The sequence below is a fragment of the Mesorhizobium sp. B2-5-11 genome (assembly GCF_006440835.1).
Classification (GTDB): domain Bacteria; phylum Pseudomonadota; class Alphaproteobacteria; order Rhizobiales; family Rhizobiaceae; genus Mesorhizobium.
The window spans coordinates 136,533-150,005 of record NZ_VFUK01000002.1; the positions used below are offsets into that span (position 1 = coordinate 136,533).

At 63.8% G+C, this 13,473-nt stretch carries 12 protein-coding genes; 1 reads left to right on the forward strand and 11 read right to left on the reverse strand.

The window, feature by feature from the left end; translation table 11 throughout:
* Positions 1-154 precede the first annotated feature (154 nt).
* The 9 genes from FJ490_RS07800 to FJ490_RS07840 all read right to left on the reverse strand — a co-directional run bounded on the left by FJ490_RS07800 (position 155) and on the right by FJ490_RS07840 (position 10,099).
* Positions 155-1,273 (reverse strand): branched-chain amino acid ABC transporter substrate-binding protein, encoded by a 1,119-nt coding sequence (locus FJ490_RS07800; RefSeq protein WP_140493083.1) that lies wholly within the window; start codon positions 1,271-1,273, stop codon positions 155-157.
* A gap of 137 nt (positions 1,274-1,410) precedes the next feature.
* Positions 1,411-1,758, reverse strand: a complete 348-nt coding sequence (locus tag FJ490_RS07805; RefSeq protein ID WP_140493080.1) for a DUF6867 family protein — start codon at positions 1,756-1,758, stop codon at positions 1,411-1,413.
* Positions 1,759-1,775: 17 nt separating this feature from the next.
* A complete protein-coding gene (locus FJ490_RS07810) occupies positions 1,776-2,504 on the reverse strand; it encodes an ABC transporter ATP-binding protein (protein WP_140493077.1) in 729 nt (242 codons plus the stop codon).
* The gene (locus FJ490_RS07815) at positions 2,504-4,006 is read right to left on the reverse strand and encodes an ATP-binding cassette domain-containing protein (protein WP_140493073.1); all 1,503 of its coding nucleotides are present in this window, start codon (positions 4,004-4,006) and stop codon (positions 2,504-2,506) included. The genes FJ490_RS07810 and FJ490_RS07815 overlap by 1 nt, the downstream gene beginning before the upstream one ends.
* Positions 4,006-5,604: a high-affinity branched-chain amino acid ABC transporter permease LivM gene (gene livM / locus FJ490_RS07820; protein WP_140493070.1), complete on the reverse strand. Its 1,599-nt coding sequence runs from the start codon at positions 5,602-5,604 to the stop codon at positions 4,006-4,008. Before livM ends, FJ490_RS07815 begins: the two co-directional genes overlap by 1 nt.
* Positions 5,605-5,608: 4 nt before the next feature.
* Complete coding sequence (locus FJ490_RS07825) at positions 5,609-6,511, reverse strand: branched-chain amino acid ABC transporter permease LivH (RefSeq protein WP_140493067.1); 903 nt, start codon at positions 6,509-6,511, stop codon at positions 5,609-5,611.
* 335 nt (positions 6,512-6,846) lie between these two features.
* Positions 6,847-7,848 carry a 4-hydroxyproline epimerase gene (locus FJ490_RS07830; RefSeq protein WP_140649963.1) on the reverse strand — a complete coding sequence of 334 codons (1,002 nt, stop codon included), beginning with the start codon at positions 7,846-7,848 and terminating at the stop codon, positions 6,847-6,849.
* 16 nt (positions 7,849-7,864) lie between these two features.
* Complete coding sequence (locus FJ490_RS07835; RefSeq protein WP_224681120.1) at positions 7,865-9,178, reverse strand: FAD-binding oxidoreductase; 1,314 nt, start codon at positions 9,176-9,178, stop codon at positions 7,865-7,867.
* 27 nt (positions 9,179-9,205) lie between these two features.
* Positions 9,206-10,099, reverse strand: coding sequence for a dihydrodipicolinate synthase family protein (locus FJ490_RS07840; protein ID WP_140729312.1), 894 nt, complete (start codon positions 10,097-10,099; stop codon positions 9,206-9,208).
* Between the two features lie 110 nt (positions 10,100-10,209).
* On the opposite strand from FJ490_RS07840, the gene FJ490_RS07845 reads away from it, so the two are divergent.
* Positions 10,210-10,860 carry a GntR family transcriptional regulator gene (locus FJ490_RS07845; protein ID WP_246672784.1) on the forward strand — a complete coding sequence of 217 codons (651 nt, stop codon included), beginning with the start codon at positions 10,210-10,212 and terminating at the stop codon, positions 10,858-10,860.
* Positions 10,861-10,945: 85 nt separating this feature from the next.
* On the opposite strand, the gene FJ490_RS07850 is transcribed toward FJ490_RS07845, so the two are convergent.
* Both FJ490_RS07850 and FJ490_RS07855 read right to left on the reverse strand, forming a co-directional pair.
* A complete protein-coding gene (locus FJ490_RS07850) occupies positions 10,946-11,245 on the reverse strand; it encodes a hypothetical protein (RefSeq protein ID WP_140729313.1) in 300 nt (99 codons plus the stop codon).
* 544 nt (positions 11,246-11,789) lie between these two features.
* Positions 11,790-13,286, reverse strand: coding sequence for a CoA-acylating methylmalonate-semialdehyde dehydrogenase (locus tag FJ490_RS07855; RefSeq protein WP_140729409.1), 1,497 nt, complete (start codon positions 13,284-13,286; stop codon positions 11,790-11,792).
* Positions 13,287-13,473 lie beyond the last annotated feature (187 nt).

Consider the following 13,473-nt stretch of genomic DNA (forward strand, 5'->3'; position numbering starts at 1 on the left):
GAGCGTGGCCCCAAACGGCTGAACATCAGCGGAAAGCCTCTGCTGACCTCAAAACGAGAATTCTCGCCCGCCAATAAACGCGCGATCGCTGCTTCCGTAAAGAAAATGCCCGGCGCGAGGCGCCGGGCATTCCGTGAAGTCAATGCGGACAGGCTTACATCTTCTGGACGTAGGTGTACTTGCCGTCGTCGCCCTTCTTCCACTCGTACATGACGTAGCCGGGCAGCGTCGGGTCACCCTTGGCGTCGTAGGAGAGGTCGCCGAGCACGGTCTTGAACGGACCCTTCTCATGCAGCGCCTTGGCAACTTCCTGCGGGTCGTTGGACTTGGCAGAGGTGGCTGCCTCGGCGATCGCCTGCATGGCTGCGTAGGCGTAGAGCGTATAGGCCTCCGGCTCGAAGCCCTGCGCGCGGAACTTCTCGACCAGTTCCTTGTTGGCCGGGATCAGGCGAGGGTCCGGGCCGAACGTGTTGAGTGTGCCCGCGACCGCGTCGCCAGCGATCGAAGCCAGTTCGTTCGACACGATGCCGTCGCCGGAAACCAGCGTCGCCTTGAGGCCCTGGTCGGCCGCCTGGCGGATGATCAGGCCGGCTTCAGTGTGCAGGCCGCCCCAGTAGATGATGGAGACGCCGGCTTCCTTCATCTTGGCGATCAGCGCCGAGAAGTCCTTGTCGCCGACATTGACGCCTTCATACATGACTTCCTTCACGCCCTTGGCGTTCATAGCCTTCTTGGTCTCGTCGGCAAGGCCCTGGCCGTAGGTGGTCTTGTCGTGCACGACGGCGATCTTGGCGTCCTTGAAATTGGCCGCCAGATAACCGCCGGCGATGCCGCCCTGCTGGTCATCGCGTCCGCAGGTGCGGAACACGTTCCACAGGCCGCGCTCGGTGAACTGGGGGTTGGTCGCGGCAGGCGTAATCTCGACGATGCCGTTTTCCGCGTAGACTTCCGACGCCGGAATGGAGACGCCCGAGTTGAAGTGGCCGACCACGAACTTGACGCCGTCGCCGACGAACTTGTTGGCGACCGAGATGCCTTGCTTCGGATCGGAGACGTCGTCGCCGACTTCGAGCTTGATCTGCTCGCCGTTGATGCCGCCCGCCGCATTGATGTCGGCGACCGCCTGCTCCGCGCCCTTCTGCAACTGTGCGCCGAAGGCGGCATTCGGACCCGTGATCGGGCCAGCAACGCCGACCATTAGATCAGCCCACGCATTGCCGCTGAACGCGATCAGCGCGGTCAGGGCGACGGCGGACAAAAGTGATTTTTTCATTTAAACGCTCCCATTAACGGAGTGGGCGTGGATGAAGCTTTCATGCGATGCCCACCCTTATCGCAGAAAGCATAGTTTGCCGATTTTCAGGCACTTGTCACGCCGATTCATCCCCGAAACGGCGTTAATGATGAACGTCAACCTTTCGGTTTCCAGCTCAAGATTGAAGCTCTTTCGTAGAGCCAATTATACTGTGTCACCATCTGGTTGGTTCGTGTGTATTGATAGCCGACGAAGCCGAGGATCATCAGTACGATGGTGTCGACGACATAGTAATGCAGCGAGAACATCGTGCCGTTGAACAGCGCATGATGGATGAAGCGGATGCCGATGCCGAGACCCAGCAGATAGGCGAACAGCTGGACGAAGCTGCGCCAGGTCTGGGCACTGGCCTTGCCGGTCATCCATGCCGCCCAGCCGCCGAGCAGGCAGGTGACGAAGAAGAACTGCCAGATGGACGGTTCCTCGTAGAGAATGCCTTGCATGGTAAGGACTCCTGAACTCAGTGATGGCCGCCTTCGAGATAGGCGGCGCGCACTTCCGGATTGGCGAGCAGTTCCTTGCCGGTGCCGCTCATGGTCACATTGCCGTTGACCATGACATAGCCGCGCGTCGCCAGCTTCAGCGCGCCGAAGGCGTTCTGCTCGACCAGGAACACGGTCAGCCCCTGCGTGCGGTTCAGCTCGCGAATGGCATCGAAGATCTGTTTGACGATCAGCGGCGCAAGACCGAGCGACGGCTCGTCGAGCAGAAGCAGCTTCGGCCGCGCCATCAGCGCGCGCCCGATCGACAGCATCTGCTGCTCGCCGCCCGACAGCGTGCCGCCGCGCTGGGCGATGCGCTCCTTCAGGCGCGGGAACAGTGCGAACACCTTCTCGACGTCCTCGTCATAGTGCTTGAGGTTGTCGAGGCTGGCGCCCATCTGCAGATTTTCCATCACCGTCATGCGCGGGAAGATGCGCCGGCCTTCCGGCGACTGGGCAATGCGCAAGCGCGCGATCTCGTGCGTCGGCAATTGGGTGATGTCGGCGCCGGCGAAGGTGATGGTGCCCGCGCGGGCGCGCGGCGCTCCAAAAATGGTCATCATCAGCGTCGATTTGCCGGCGCCGTTGGCGCCGATCAGCGCCACGATCTCGCCCTCGTTGACGGTGACGTCGACGCCGTTCAGCGCACGGATGTTGCCGTAATAGGTCTGCACGCCCTTGATATCGAGCAGCGTCTTCCCGGCCATCACTTGCCCCCTCCGCGCTTGGCCCGAACGGGCTTGCCCGCTCCTGTCGCGGGCTTTGCTGCCTGCTTACCGGAAGCATGGCTCGTCGCCACCTTGCCGGCGTCGACGCGGCGCGAGAATTCCGTGTCCTTGCCCTGGCTAAGCAGCCTGGCCTGCTTGACCCATTCTTCGCGGGCGATGCGTCCGTCAAAGGCGAGATACGCTTCGACGGCCTCGACATCGGCCTTCTTCCAGGCGCCGATCTGGTCGAAGTGGAAGATGCCGTGTTCGTTGAGCTTCTTCTCGTTGACCGCGCCGATCCCCTTGATGCGGGTGAGATTGTCGGCTTTGCCGCCGCGGGGCGCCGTGAGGCGGTTCGAGATGCCCGCGGCCTTCGCGGCCGGCGTCTTGGCCCCTGTCTTGACACTCGCCTTGGTGGCCGGCTTCGCCGCCGGCTTGGTCCGCGAAGCAGGTGCTGGCGCGACAGCCTTGGCCGCAACGCTCGCCGCCCGCGCATCGACCTGCGCCGCCTTCGAGGCGCCCTTCGACACCGTGATGCGCTCGCCTTCGCTGTGGCCGACCGTGTCGCTCACCGGGCCGGCGAGATAGGACGACGATGTTCCCGGACCATGCGCGGCATCGGGACCGGTATCGAGTTGCTCGATGACGTCCTCGTCGCCGACTTCGGTCAGCACGGTCTCGACCTCCTCGTCGTCGACGCCGAGATAGGCGGCGATGACGCGCGGATCGGTGCGCACCGACTGCGGATTGCCGTCGGAGATCTTGCGGCCGTATTCCAGAACCACGACGTGATCGGAGATCTGCATGACCACCGACATGTCGTGCTCGATCAGCAGGATCGAGGTGCCGGTGTTGTTCTTGATGTCCATCAGCAGGTCGTTGAGCGCGGCCGATTCCTTTGGATTGAGACCGGCGGCGGGCTCGTCGAGGCACAAAAGCTCCGGGCCGGTGCACATGGCGCGCGCGATCTCGAGGCGCCGCTGCGCGCCATAGGGCAGGTCGCCGGCCGGATCGTCGGCGCGGTCGACCAGATCGGCTTTCTCAAGCCAGTGCTTGGCAAGTTCGACGGATTCGGCCGAGGCCTTGCGGTAACCGCTGAAGCCGAACAGGCCGAGCACCGTATAGCCCGAAGCCTTCATCAGCTTGTTGTGCTGGGCAACGAGCAGGTTCTCGAGCACCGTCATGCCCGAGAACAGGCGGATGTTCTGGAAGGTGCGCGCCACCTTGGCGCGCGCCGGGATCTCATGGTTGGGCAGCCGTTCGAGCAGGTAGATCGAGCCGTCCTGCCGGGTGAGAGTGATCATGCCTTCCGACGGCTTGTAGAAGCCGGTGATGCAGTTGAACACGGTGGTCTTGCCGGCGCCGTTGGGCCCGATCAGCGCGGTGATCTCGCCGCGCCTGGCGGTGAAGGACAGGTCGCCGATCGCGACCAGGCCGCCGAACTTCATCGACAGGTGTTCGACGTTCAGGATGGCGTCGTTCATGGAGGGGTTCGCGTTCATCAGCCGTGCCCCTCCTTGGTGAAGGAACTGGAGACAGCCCTTCGCACCTTGAGGAAGGCGGTCGGCTCACGGCTGCCGACAAAGCCGCGCGGCTTCCACAGCATGACGATCACCATGGCCATGCCGAACAGCAGCATACGGTAGAGTTCCGGCGTGAAGTCGGGTCCGAAGACCTGCTTGAGGAAGTCGAGTTCGCGCAGCACCTCGGTGCCGCCGATCATGACCAGAGCCGCGACGGCAATGCCGACCAGTGATCCCATGCCGCCAAGCACGACGATGGCCAGGATGATGGCCGATTCCAGGAAGACGAAGGATTCGGGGCTGACGAAGCCTTGCCGGGCGGCGAAGAACGAGCCGGCAAAACCGCCGAACATGGCGCCGGTGGCAAAGGCGGTCAGCTTGGTGGTCGTGGTGTTGATGCCGAGCGAGCGGCAGGCGATCTCGTCCTCGCGCAAGGCTTCCCAGGCGCGGCCGACCGGCATGCGCCTCAGCCTGACCGTGACGAAGGCGGTGAGCAGCGCCAGCCCCAGGATGAGGTAATAGAGGAAGATCTTGTAATAGGCGCTCGATGTGGCGATGTTCAGCACCTTGCCGATGTAGTTCGGATCCGAGACGTTGAAGCTCATCAGGCCGAAGAAGGTGACCTTCGGGATGCCGGAAATGCCGGCCGAGCCATTGGTCACCTCGCGCCAGTTGATGATCACCAGCCGGATGATCTCGCCGAAGGCAAGCGTCACGATGGCCAGGTAGTCGCCGCGCAGGCGCAGCACCGGAAAGCCGAGCAGCACGCCCCAGAAGGCGGCCATGGCGCCTGCGGCCGGCAGGAGGATCCAGAAGGAGAGGCCGTAATGCGTGCCGAGCAGCGCATAGGCATAGGCGCCGACGGCATAGAAGGCGACATAGCCGAGGTCGAGCAGGCCGGCCAGACCGACGACGATGTTCAGCCCCCAGGCCAGCATGACATAGATCAGGATCTGGATGCCGAAATTATCGACCCATTTCAGCGACCCTTGCAGCCCGCCGACGAGCGACCACGACATCAGCGACAGCATGCCCACGACAATGATCGGATAGAGCACCAGTGCGGCGATGCCGAGTTTTGTGAAGTTGGCATGGATGAAGCCGCGGAAATAGTAGATCACGCAGGCCAGCGCGTAGATGACCGCAAGGGCGCGCAGGAATTGCAGATAGCCGGCCGGCTCCGCCCCTACCCAGCCGGCGAGAGACCTGCTGAAGACGAACAGCAGCGCCGCGACGATGACGGCCACGATGAAGGCTGGAAAGAGGAAGAAGCGCGACGCCACACTGGCCGGCAGCAAACCGGTGGCGACGTCGGCGATCTTCTGGTTGGCCAAAAAGGGCTGGCCGTAGGCGACATAGAGGAAGCGGCCGACGGCCGTGGCGATAACCACTGCGGCGAGCAGGCCCCAGCGCTGCACCAGGATCAGCTCGTTTGAGATGTTCTGGTCGGTCTTGAGCCCGATGAACAGCACGAACAGGCCGAGCGCGATGGCACCGGCATAGAAGGCCTCGCGCAAGGCGCGCTGCATGGGCGTGGCTGCGACGGTGTCGCGCTCGGGAGATACGGTGACGGCCATGATCTCAGACCTTTTCGACTTCTGGCCGGCCGAGAATGCCGGAAGGCAGGAAGATCAGCACGATAGCCAGGATCGAGAAGGCGGCGACATCCTTGTAGTCGATCGAGAAATAGGCCGACCACATGCTCTCGATGAAGCCGATCAAAAGACCGCCCAGCACCGCGCCCGGCAACGAACCGATGCCGCCCAGCACCGCTGCGGTGAATGCCTTCACGCCGGGCACGAAGCCGTCCGAGAAGGCGATGACGCCGTAATACATCAGGAACAGCGTGCCGGCGACGGCGGCAAGTGCCGCGCCCATGATGAAGGTGATCGAGATGGTGCGGTCGACATCGATGCCGAGCAGCGCCGCCATCTTGCGGTCCTGCTCGCAGGCGCGCTGCGCCCGGCCAAGCGAGGTCTTGTTGACCAGGTACCAGAACAACACCAAGAGCAACGCGGTGACGACGACGATGATGATCTGCTTCAGCGACACGCTGATGCCTTCGATGTTGTAGACCTTCGACACCATCGGCGGGATCGGCTTGTTGCGCGGGCCTTGCGTCACCTGCACGAAATTCGACAGCGCGATCGACATGCCGATGGCGGTGATCAGCGGCGCCAGCCGGAACGAGCCGCGCAGCGGCCGGTAGGCCACCTTCTCGATCGTCCAGTTGTAGAGGCTGGTCAGCAGCATCGCCACGATCATCATCACCAACAGCGCGATGACCACGGGAACCGAATAGAACAGAGCGCCCAGGATGAGGAAAACGATCAGCGCCGTGAAAGCGCCCACCATGAAGATATCGCCATGAGCAAAGTTGATCATGCCGATGATGCCGTAGACCATCGTGTAGCCGATCGCGATCAGCCCATAGATCGATCCCAGCGTCAGCCCATTGATAAGCTGCTGGACAAAATACTGCATGTGTACATGGCTCCCCTGGAATGTCGCCCATGCAGACGCATTCCTTTTCGTATTTCCCCTAGTCGTAAGGTTTCGAGACGGGATTGCAACGTCATTTTTTGATCGTCATGCGTGTTTCCGACTGCACGCCGTTCGATTGCCCGTTTTTTCGCACCCGCCCCCTGGACTATCGCGGACCCTATCATTGGCATAACGCAATGTCTTTGACGATTAAGCGTCATCATGCGCTCCATTTCGAAGAAATCGCCGTCAAAATAAGTTGATGAGACGATTTGTTGCGCTCGTGACAGCAATCCTTTTTGTCCTTCCCGACCTTCCGCAGCGTGATGAATCGCCTATTTGACGACGAAGCCGTGCGCGAACGGATCGCGGTCATCGATGAAGATCGTGTTGAGCCCGGTCATGCGCGCCCAGCCGCCGATCGAGGGAATGATCGCCGGCTTGCCTGCGACCGTGACGTCTTTTTCAACCTTGCCCTTGAACAGCGAGCCGATGATCGATTCATGGACGAACGCATCGCCGGCCTTGAGCTTGCCCTTGGCATGGAGCTGCGCCATGCGCGCCGAGGTGCCCGTGCCGCACGGTGAGCGGTCGATCGCCTTGTCGCCGTAGAAGACCGCATTGCGCGCGTCCGCACCCGCCACCGTCGGCTCGCCGGTCCACAGCATGTGCGACAGCCGGTTGATGCCCGGATTCTCCGGATGCACGAAAGAGTATTTCTCGTTGAGGCGCTGCCGCACCACCGGGCTCCAGGCGATGAGGTCGCCCGCCGAATGGTCTGCCATGTCGCGATAGTTTTTCTGCGGCTCGACGATGGCGTAGAAATTGCCGCCATAGGCGACGTCGACGACGATCTCGCCGAGCCCGGGGCATTCGACCGTCAGGCCCTCGGCATGGAGGAAGGAGGGCACGTTGGTGATGCGCACCTCTTCGACATATTCGCCGACCTGTTTGTATTCGGCGATGACCAGGCCGGCCGGTGTGTCGAGCCTGAGCACGCCGGGCGTCGTCGGCTTGATCAGCCCGTGCTCGATGGCCATCGTCACCGTGCCGATGGTGCCGTGGCCGCACATTGGCAGGCAGCCCGAGGTCTCGATGAACAGGATGGCGATGTCGCAATCCTCACGCGTCGGCGGGTAGAGGATCGAGCCGGACATGACATCGTGGCCGCGCGGCTCGAACATCAGGCCGGTGCGGATCCAGTCATATTCGGCCAGGAAATGTGCGCGCCGCTCCATCATCGTCGAACCCTGGAGCAGCGGGCCGCCGCCGGCGACCAGCCGCACCGGGTTGCCGCAGGTGTGGCCGTCGATGCAGAAGAAGGATTTCCTGGCCATGACGCTCCTCGAAAAATCAAAACCGTTGTGGACTGAAGGGGGCCACGTCGATCGGCGGAGTCTGCCCCAGGACAAGCTCGCGGATCAACCGTCCCGTCGCAGCAGCCTGGGTCAGGCCAAGATGGCCGTGGCCGAAAGCGTAGACCACCGGCCGGCTTCCCGATGCGCGGCCGACGACAGGCAATGAATCCGGCAGCGAGGGACGAAACCCCATCCATTCGCGTCCGCCCGAAGGATCGAGGCCCGGCAGGAAGTCTTGCGCCTTGCGCAGCAGCGCCTTCGAGCGCGCGTAGTTGGGCGGCCGCTCGATGCCGCCGAGCTCAACCGCGCCGCCGATGCGCAGGCCCGTGTCGAGCGGCGTGATCACGAAGCCTTGGCCGGAGAAGATCAGCATCCGCTTCACGTCGAAGGCGGCCTTTGGCAACGTCGTGTTGTAGCCGCGCTCGGTTTCGAGCGGAATGCGGTCGCCGAGCTGCCGCGCCAGCAGATGCGACCAGGCGCCGGCGGTGACGACCAGGTGCCGGGCTTGCCGCGTCGTGCCGTCGGCCAGCGTCAACGTCGCGCCGTTCCCGTCCGCGGCGACGCCGGCGATGCGGGCCTTCTCGAACCGCGCGCCCTTGGATTGCGCATAGTCCCAGATCGCCTTGCCGAGCAGTTTTGGATCGGCGATTGTCTTCCAGCCCGGCACGAACGTGCCTTTGCCGAAGCGCGGCGACAGGCCGGGCTGCAGCTCCGCCAGCTCCTCGCCGCCGACATGGCGGAAGCCGATGCCGAAGCGCTGGCGCGCCGCCCAGCCGGACAGCGAGGCCTGGAATTCGGCCTCGCTTTCGTAGAGTTCGAGCGAGCCATCCTCGCGCAGCATCCGCCTCGTGCCGGAGCGGTCGAGCAGGCCCATCCATTCGGCCTCGGCGAGCGCCATCATTGCGGCCTGCGCCACCAGGCCAGCCTCGTAGTGCTTCGCCGAGCCGGCACGCCAGAAGCGGATCAGCCAGGGCAGCAGCTTCGGCAGGTAGGCGGGCGGGATGGCGAGTGGGCCGAGCGGATCGGCCAGCCATTTCGGCAATTGCCGGAGCATGCCCTTGTGCGCCAGTGGCAGCACGTCGGAAAAGGCGAAGGCGGCGGCATTGCCGGAGCTCGTCTCCTCGCAGATGCCGGTGCGGTCGTAGACCGTGACGTTTCGCCCCGCCTCGGCAAGAAACGCCGCCGCGCAGATGCCGATGATGCCGCCGCCGACGATGGCGATATCTATTTCTTCTCCCTGTTCACGGGGAGAAGACGCCCGCAGGGCGGGGCGCCGCCGCGCTTCCATCGATTTGGAACTTCCTGTCACCTGGGCGCCGCCTCTCGGAAGAAAGCCTCAGAACGCCGGTAGTGTCGGCCGCACCGCCAGTGCGTCCTTGATGATCTTCTCGACCGCCTTGCGGCGCTCGCCCGACAGCGGCTGGCGCGGCATGCGGACGCGGTCGTTGGTTTGAATGGCGAACACCTCGGCAAGCTTGATGTTCTGCACCAGATAGGTCGAGACGTCGAGATCAAGCAGCGGCCGGAACCAGCGATAGATGGCGAGCGCCTCTTCGCGGCGGCCCCGCTGCATCAGCTGGTAGATCGCCACCGTCTCGCGCGGGAAGGCGGTGACGAGACCGGCCACCCAGCCGATGGCGCCCACCGACAGCGCCTCGAAAGCGAGATTGTCGACGCCGGTAAACAGGTCGTAGCGGCTGCCCAGGCGATTGATGATCTCGGTCGAGCGCCTGATGTCGTCGGAGGATTCCTTGATGGCGACGAAGCGCTCGTCCGACGCCAGCTCCTCCATCTGGTCGACGGTGACATCCACGCGGTAGGCGAGCCGGTTGGAATAGATCATGACCGGCAAGTCGCCGGCCTCCGCGACGGCGCGCAGCGCCGCCACCGTCTCTTCCGCATTGGTATGGTAGATCGGGCTGGGCACCACCATCAGGCCGTTGGCGCCTTCCTTGGCGGCGCGGCGGGCGATGCTGGCGGCCTCGCGTGTCCCGGCCTCGTTCACCGTCAGCAGCACCGGTTTCTTGCCAGCCACCTTCTGCGCGGTTTTCAGCACTTCAATCTTTTCGTCATGGGACAGCATCGGCCCTTCGCCGAGCGATCCGCAGACGATGATGCCGTCGCAGCCGGCCTCGATCTGCAAGCCGAAGCAGCGCTCCATCTCGGCATGGTCGAGGCGGTCGTCCGTGGTGAATTTAGTCGTGACGGCTGGGAAAACTCCGGTCCACATGGTCATCGCTCCTCTGATATATCAGCCGTATATCTACTAAGAAAGCCGCTGTCAACACGGATTCTCCTATGATATATGCAAAATATATCAGGAGACCGCCTTTGATATCCATGCAGAGGAGCGCTGCGTTCGAGCCAGCTGCGACCAAGGCCTACCGCATGCTCGAGCATATGATTGTCACGCTCGAACTGGCGCCGGCGAGTTTCGTCACTGAAGGCGGCCTGATCGAGAAGCTGGCGCTCGGCCGTACGCCGGTGCGCGAGGCGATCCAGAGGCTGGCCTGGGAAGGACTGCTCGACGTGCGGCCGCGCGCAGGCATCGCCATCGCGCCGCTGCACCCCGGCGACTGGCTGCGCGTCCTCGACGCGCGCCGCGGCGTCGAGGTGGTGCTGGCCCGCTCCGCGGCGCGCTTCGTCACCCGCGACGCAGCCGACCTCTTCCACGATGCCGCGCTTGCCATGCAGAAGGCTGTCATCTCCGGCAACGTGCTTGCCTTCATCCAGGCCGACAAGACGCTGGACGAGGCGCTGGCGCGGGCTGCCGACAACCCGTTCGCGGCCAGGCTGGCTGCCCCGCTGCAGACCCACAGCCGCCGCTTCTGGTTCCGCTACAAGGCCGATACCGGCCTGGCGGAATCGGCCGAGCATCACGTCGCGCTGATCCGCTCGATTGTCGACGGTGACGAGGAAGCCGCCGCGAAGGATGCCAAGCGGCTGATGGCATTGCTGCGCGCCCATGCCGAGGCGGCCGCCACACGTTGAAGCATACCGCCCGACACCGACCTCGGTTCAGGACAGTGCATGCCCAAGACTACGCGTCGCCTGAACCGCTTCGACGCGATGAGGCTCAGGCTCCTGACAAGGCCGCCTTGATCGTCGGGCTGTCCCAGCCCTCGCCGACGGACAGGATGCAACTCTGGCCCTTGGTGTCGGAGGCGAGGACGGTCCAACTGCCCTGTTCGGAAACGAACACCTCAAGCACCACGTTGGGATTGATCAGGCCACGCCCGGCCTCACTTTCGTGGAAATTCTCGCCGAGCGCCTTGACGATGTCGGCGCGTGCCGCACATTGGCCGGCTGCATTCGCCGACCCTATCGATAGCGCCGCCGCGGCGCATAGCAGCATGGACATAAGACGTTGTGCCATCGGACACCTCCTTGCGCCCGACGATGCGATGCTAACGGTCAGCCGTCGGCGCTCTGGTTGCCTGCCATGCCTCCTCCAAGGCAGGATCGTAGCTCTAAGTCCTGGCGCCCTCGCCGGTTCCATCACATTAGCGTTTGCAAAATAAACGGCCCGAGCCAGGGGACTCGGGCCGTAGATTTTTGGGTGGTCCTGCCGGCCCGCGCGGCCGCAGCCGAAGGCGAGGACGCGCAAGCGGACAAGCGTCCGGCTAGTTCATCGTCGGGATGACGAAATCGGCCCCGTCCTTGATGCCGGCCCGCGCGCCCCGCAGCCGAAGGCGAGGACGCGCAAGCGGACAAGCGTCCGGCTAGTTCATCGTCGGGATGACGAACTCGGCCCCGTCCTTGATGCCGGCCCGCGCGCCCCGCAGCCGAAGGCGAGGACGCGCAAGCAGACAAGCGTCCGGCTAGTTCATCGTCGGGATGACGAACTCGGCCCCGTCCTTGATGCCGGCCCGCGCGCCCCGCAGCCGAAGGCGAGGACGCGCAAGCAGACAAGCGTCCGGCTAGTTCATCGTCGGGATGACGAACTCGGCCCCGTCCTTGATGCCGGACGGCCAGCGCGAGGTGACCGTCTTGGTCTTGGTGTAGAAGCGGAACGCGTCCGGACCGTGCTGGTTGAGATCGCCGAAGGACGACGCCTTCCAGCCACCGAACGTGTAGTAGGCGATCGGCACCGGGATCGGCACGTTGACGCCGACCATGCCGACCTGCACCCTGGAAGCAAAGTCGCGCGCGGCGTCGCCGTCGCGCGTGTAGATGGCGACGCCATTGCCCATCTCGTGGTCGTTGGCGAGCTTGATGGCGTTCTCGTAAGTCGGCGCGCGCACCACCGACAGCACCGGTCCGAAGATCTCTTCCTTGTAGATGCGCATGTCCGACGTGACGTTGTCGAACAGGCAGCCGCCCATATAGTAGCCGTTCTCGTAGCCCTGCATCTTGAAGCCGCGGCCGTCGACGACCAGCTTGGCGCCTTCCTTGACGCCGATATCGACATAGCCCTTGACCCGCTCCAGCGCCTGAGCGGTGACCAGCGGACCGAAATCGGCGGCGGAATCCGTCGAGGGGCCGACCTTCAGGCTTTCGACGCGCGGCACCAGTTTTTCCATCAGCCGGTTGGCGGTGTCGTGGCCGACCGGGACCGCCACCGAGATCGCCATGCAGCGCTCGCCGGCCGAGCCGTAGCCAGCGCCGATCAGTGCATCGACGGTCTGGTCCATGTCGGCGTCGGGCATGATGATCATGTGGTTCTTGGCGCCGCCGAAGCACTGCACGCGCTTGCCTGACGCAGTGCCGCGCGAATAGATGTAATGAGCGATCGGCGTCGAGCCGACGAAGCCGATAGCCTTGATATCGGGGTCGTCAAGGATGGCGTCGACGACTTCCTTGTCGCCGTTGACGACATTGAGGATACCGGCAGGCAGGCCCGCCTCGATGAACAGTTCGGCGATGCGGATCGGCACGCCCGGGTCGCGTTCGGAGGGCTTCAGGATGAAGGCGTTGCCGCAGGCGATCGCCGGCGCGATCTTCCACAGCGGGATCATCGCCGGAAAGTTGAACGGCGTGATGCCGGCGACGACGCCGAGCGGCTGGCGCATCGAATAGACGTCGATGCCGGGGCCGGCACCGTCGGTGAATTCGCCCTTCATCATGTGCGGCGCGCCGATGCAGACCTCGACCACTTCGAGGCCGCGCTGGATGTCGCCCCTGGCATCGGCGATGGTCTTGCCGTGCTCGCGCGCCAGGATGTCGGCCAGTTCGTCATAGTCGCGGGCGACCAGTTCAAGGAACTTCATAAGGACGCGCACGCGGCGCTGCGGGTTGGTCGCGGCCCATTTCGGCTGCGCCGCCTTGGCGTTCTCGACCGCCGCGCGCAGTTCCGCCTGCGAGGCCAGCGCCACCGTGCCGCGCACGGAGCCGTCCATCGGCTGCATCACGTCCTGCTTGCGGCCGCTGGTGCCGGCGACACGCTTGCCGCCGATGAAATGACCGTATTCGATCATGATGTCTCTCCCTGTGTTTATGATGGTGCATTGTCCGCCTTTGGCACGCCGATGGCAACGCGAGGGAGAACGCAACCGTTGTGCAGAAAATAGACAGCGGTTGACGGGAGAGCATCAATTCTCGCAAATGAGAAGGGTCACAAAGATGACGTTCACGGATTGATAGATTGAGTTCCTTCACGCCCCT

Coding starts and splice junctions, on each gene's coding strand:
- FJ490_RS07800 (WP_140493083.1), bottom strand. CDS start 1,273: ATGAAAAAATCACTTTTGTCCGCCGTCGCCCTGACCGCGCTGATCGCG.
- FJ490_RS07805 (WP_140493080.1), bottom strand. CDS start 1,758: ATGCAAGGCATTCTCTACGAGGAACCGTCCATCTGGCAGTTCTTCTTC.
- FJ490_RS07810 (WP_140493077.1), bottom strand. CDS start 2,504: ATGGCCGGGAAGACGCTGCTCGATATCAAGGGCGTGCAGACCTATTAC.
- FJ490_RS07815 (WP_140493073.1), bottom strand. CDS start 4,006: ATGAACGCGAACCCCTCCATGAACGACGCCATCCTGAACGTCGAACAC.
- livM (WP_140493070.1), bottom strand. CDS start 5,604: ATGGCCGTCACCGTATCTCCCGAGCGCGACACCGTCGCAGCCACGCCC.
- FJ490_RS07825 (WP_140493067.1), bottom strand. CDS start 6,511: ATGCAGTATTTTGTCCAGCAGCTTATCAATGGGCTGACGCTGGGATCG.
- FJ490_RS07830 (WP_140649963.1), bottom strand. CDS start 7,848: ATGGCCAGGAAATCCTTCTTCTGCATCGACGGCCACACCTGCGGCAAC.
- FJ490_RS07840 (WP_140729312.1), bottom strand. CDS start 10,099: ATGTGGACCGGAGTTTTCCCAGCCGTCACGACTAAATTCACCACGGAC.
- FJ490_RS07845 (WP_246672784.1), top strand. CDS start 10,210: ATGCAGAGGAGCGCTGCGTTCGAGCCAGCTGCGACCAAGGCCTACCGC.
- FJ490_RS07850 (WP_140729313.1), bottom strand. CDS start 11,245: ATGGCACAACGTCTTATGTCCATGCTGCTATGCGCCGCGGCGGCGCTA.
- FJ490_RS07855 (WP_140729409.1), bottom strand. CDS start 13,286: ATGATCGAATACGGTCATTTCATCGGCGGCAAGCGTGTCGCCGGCACC.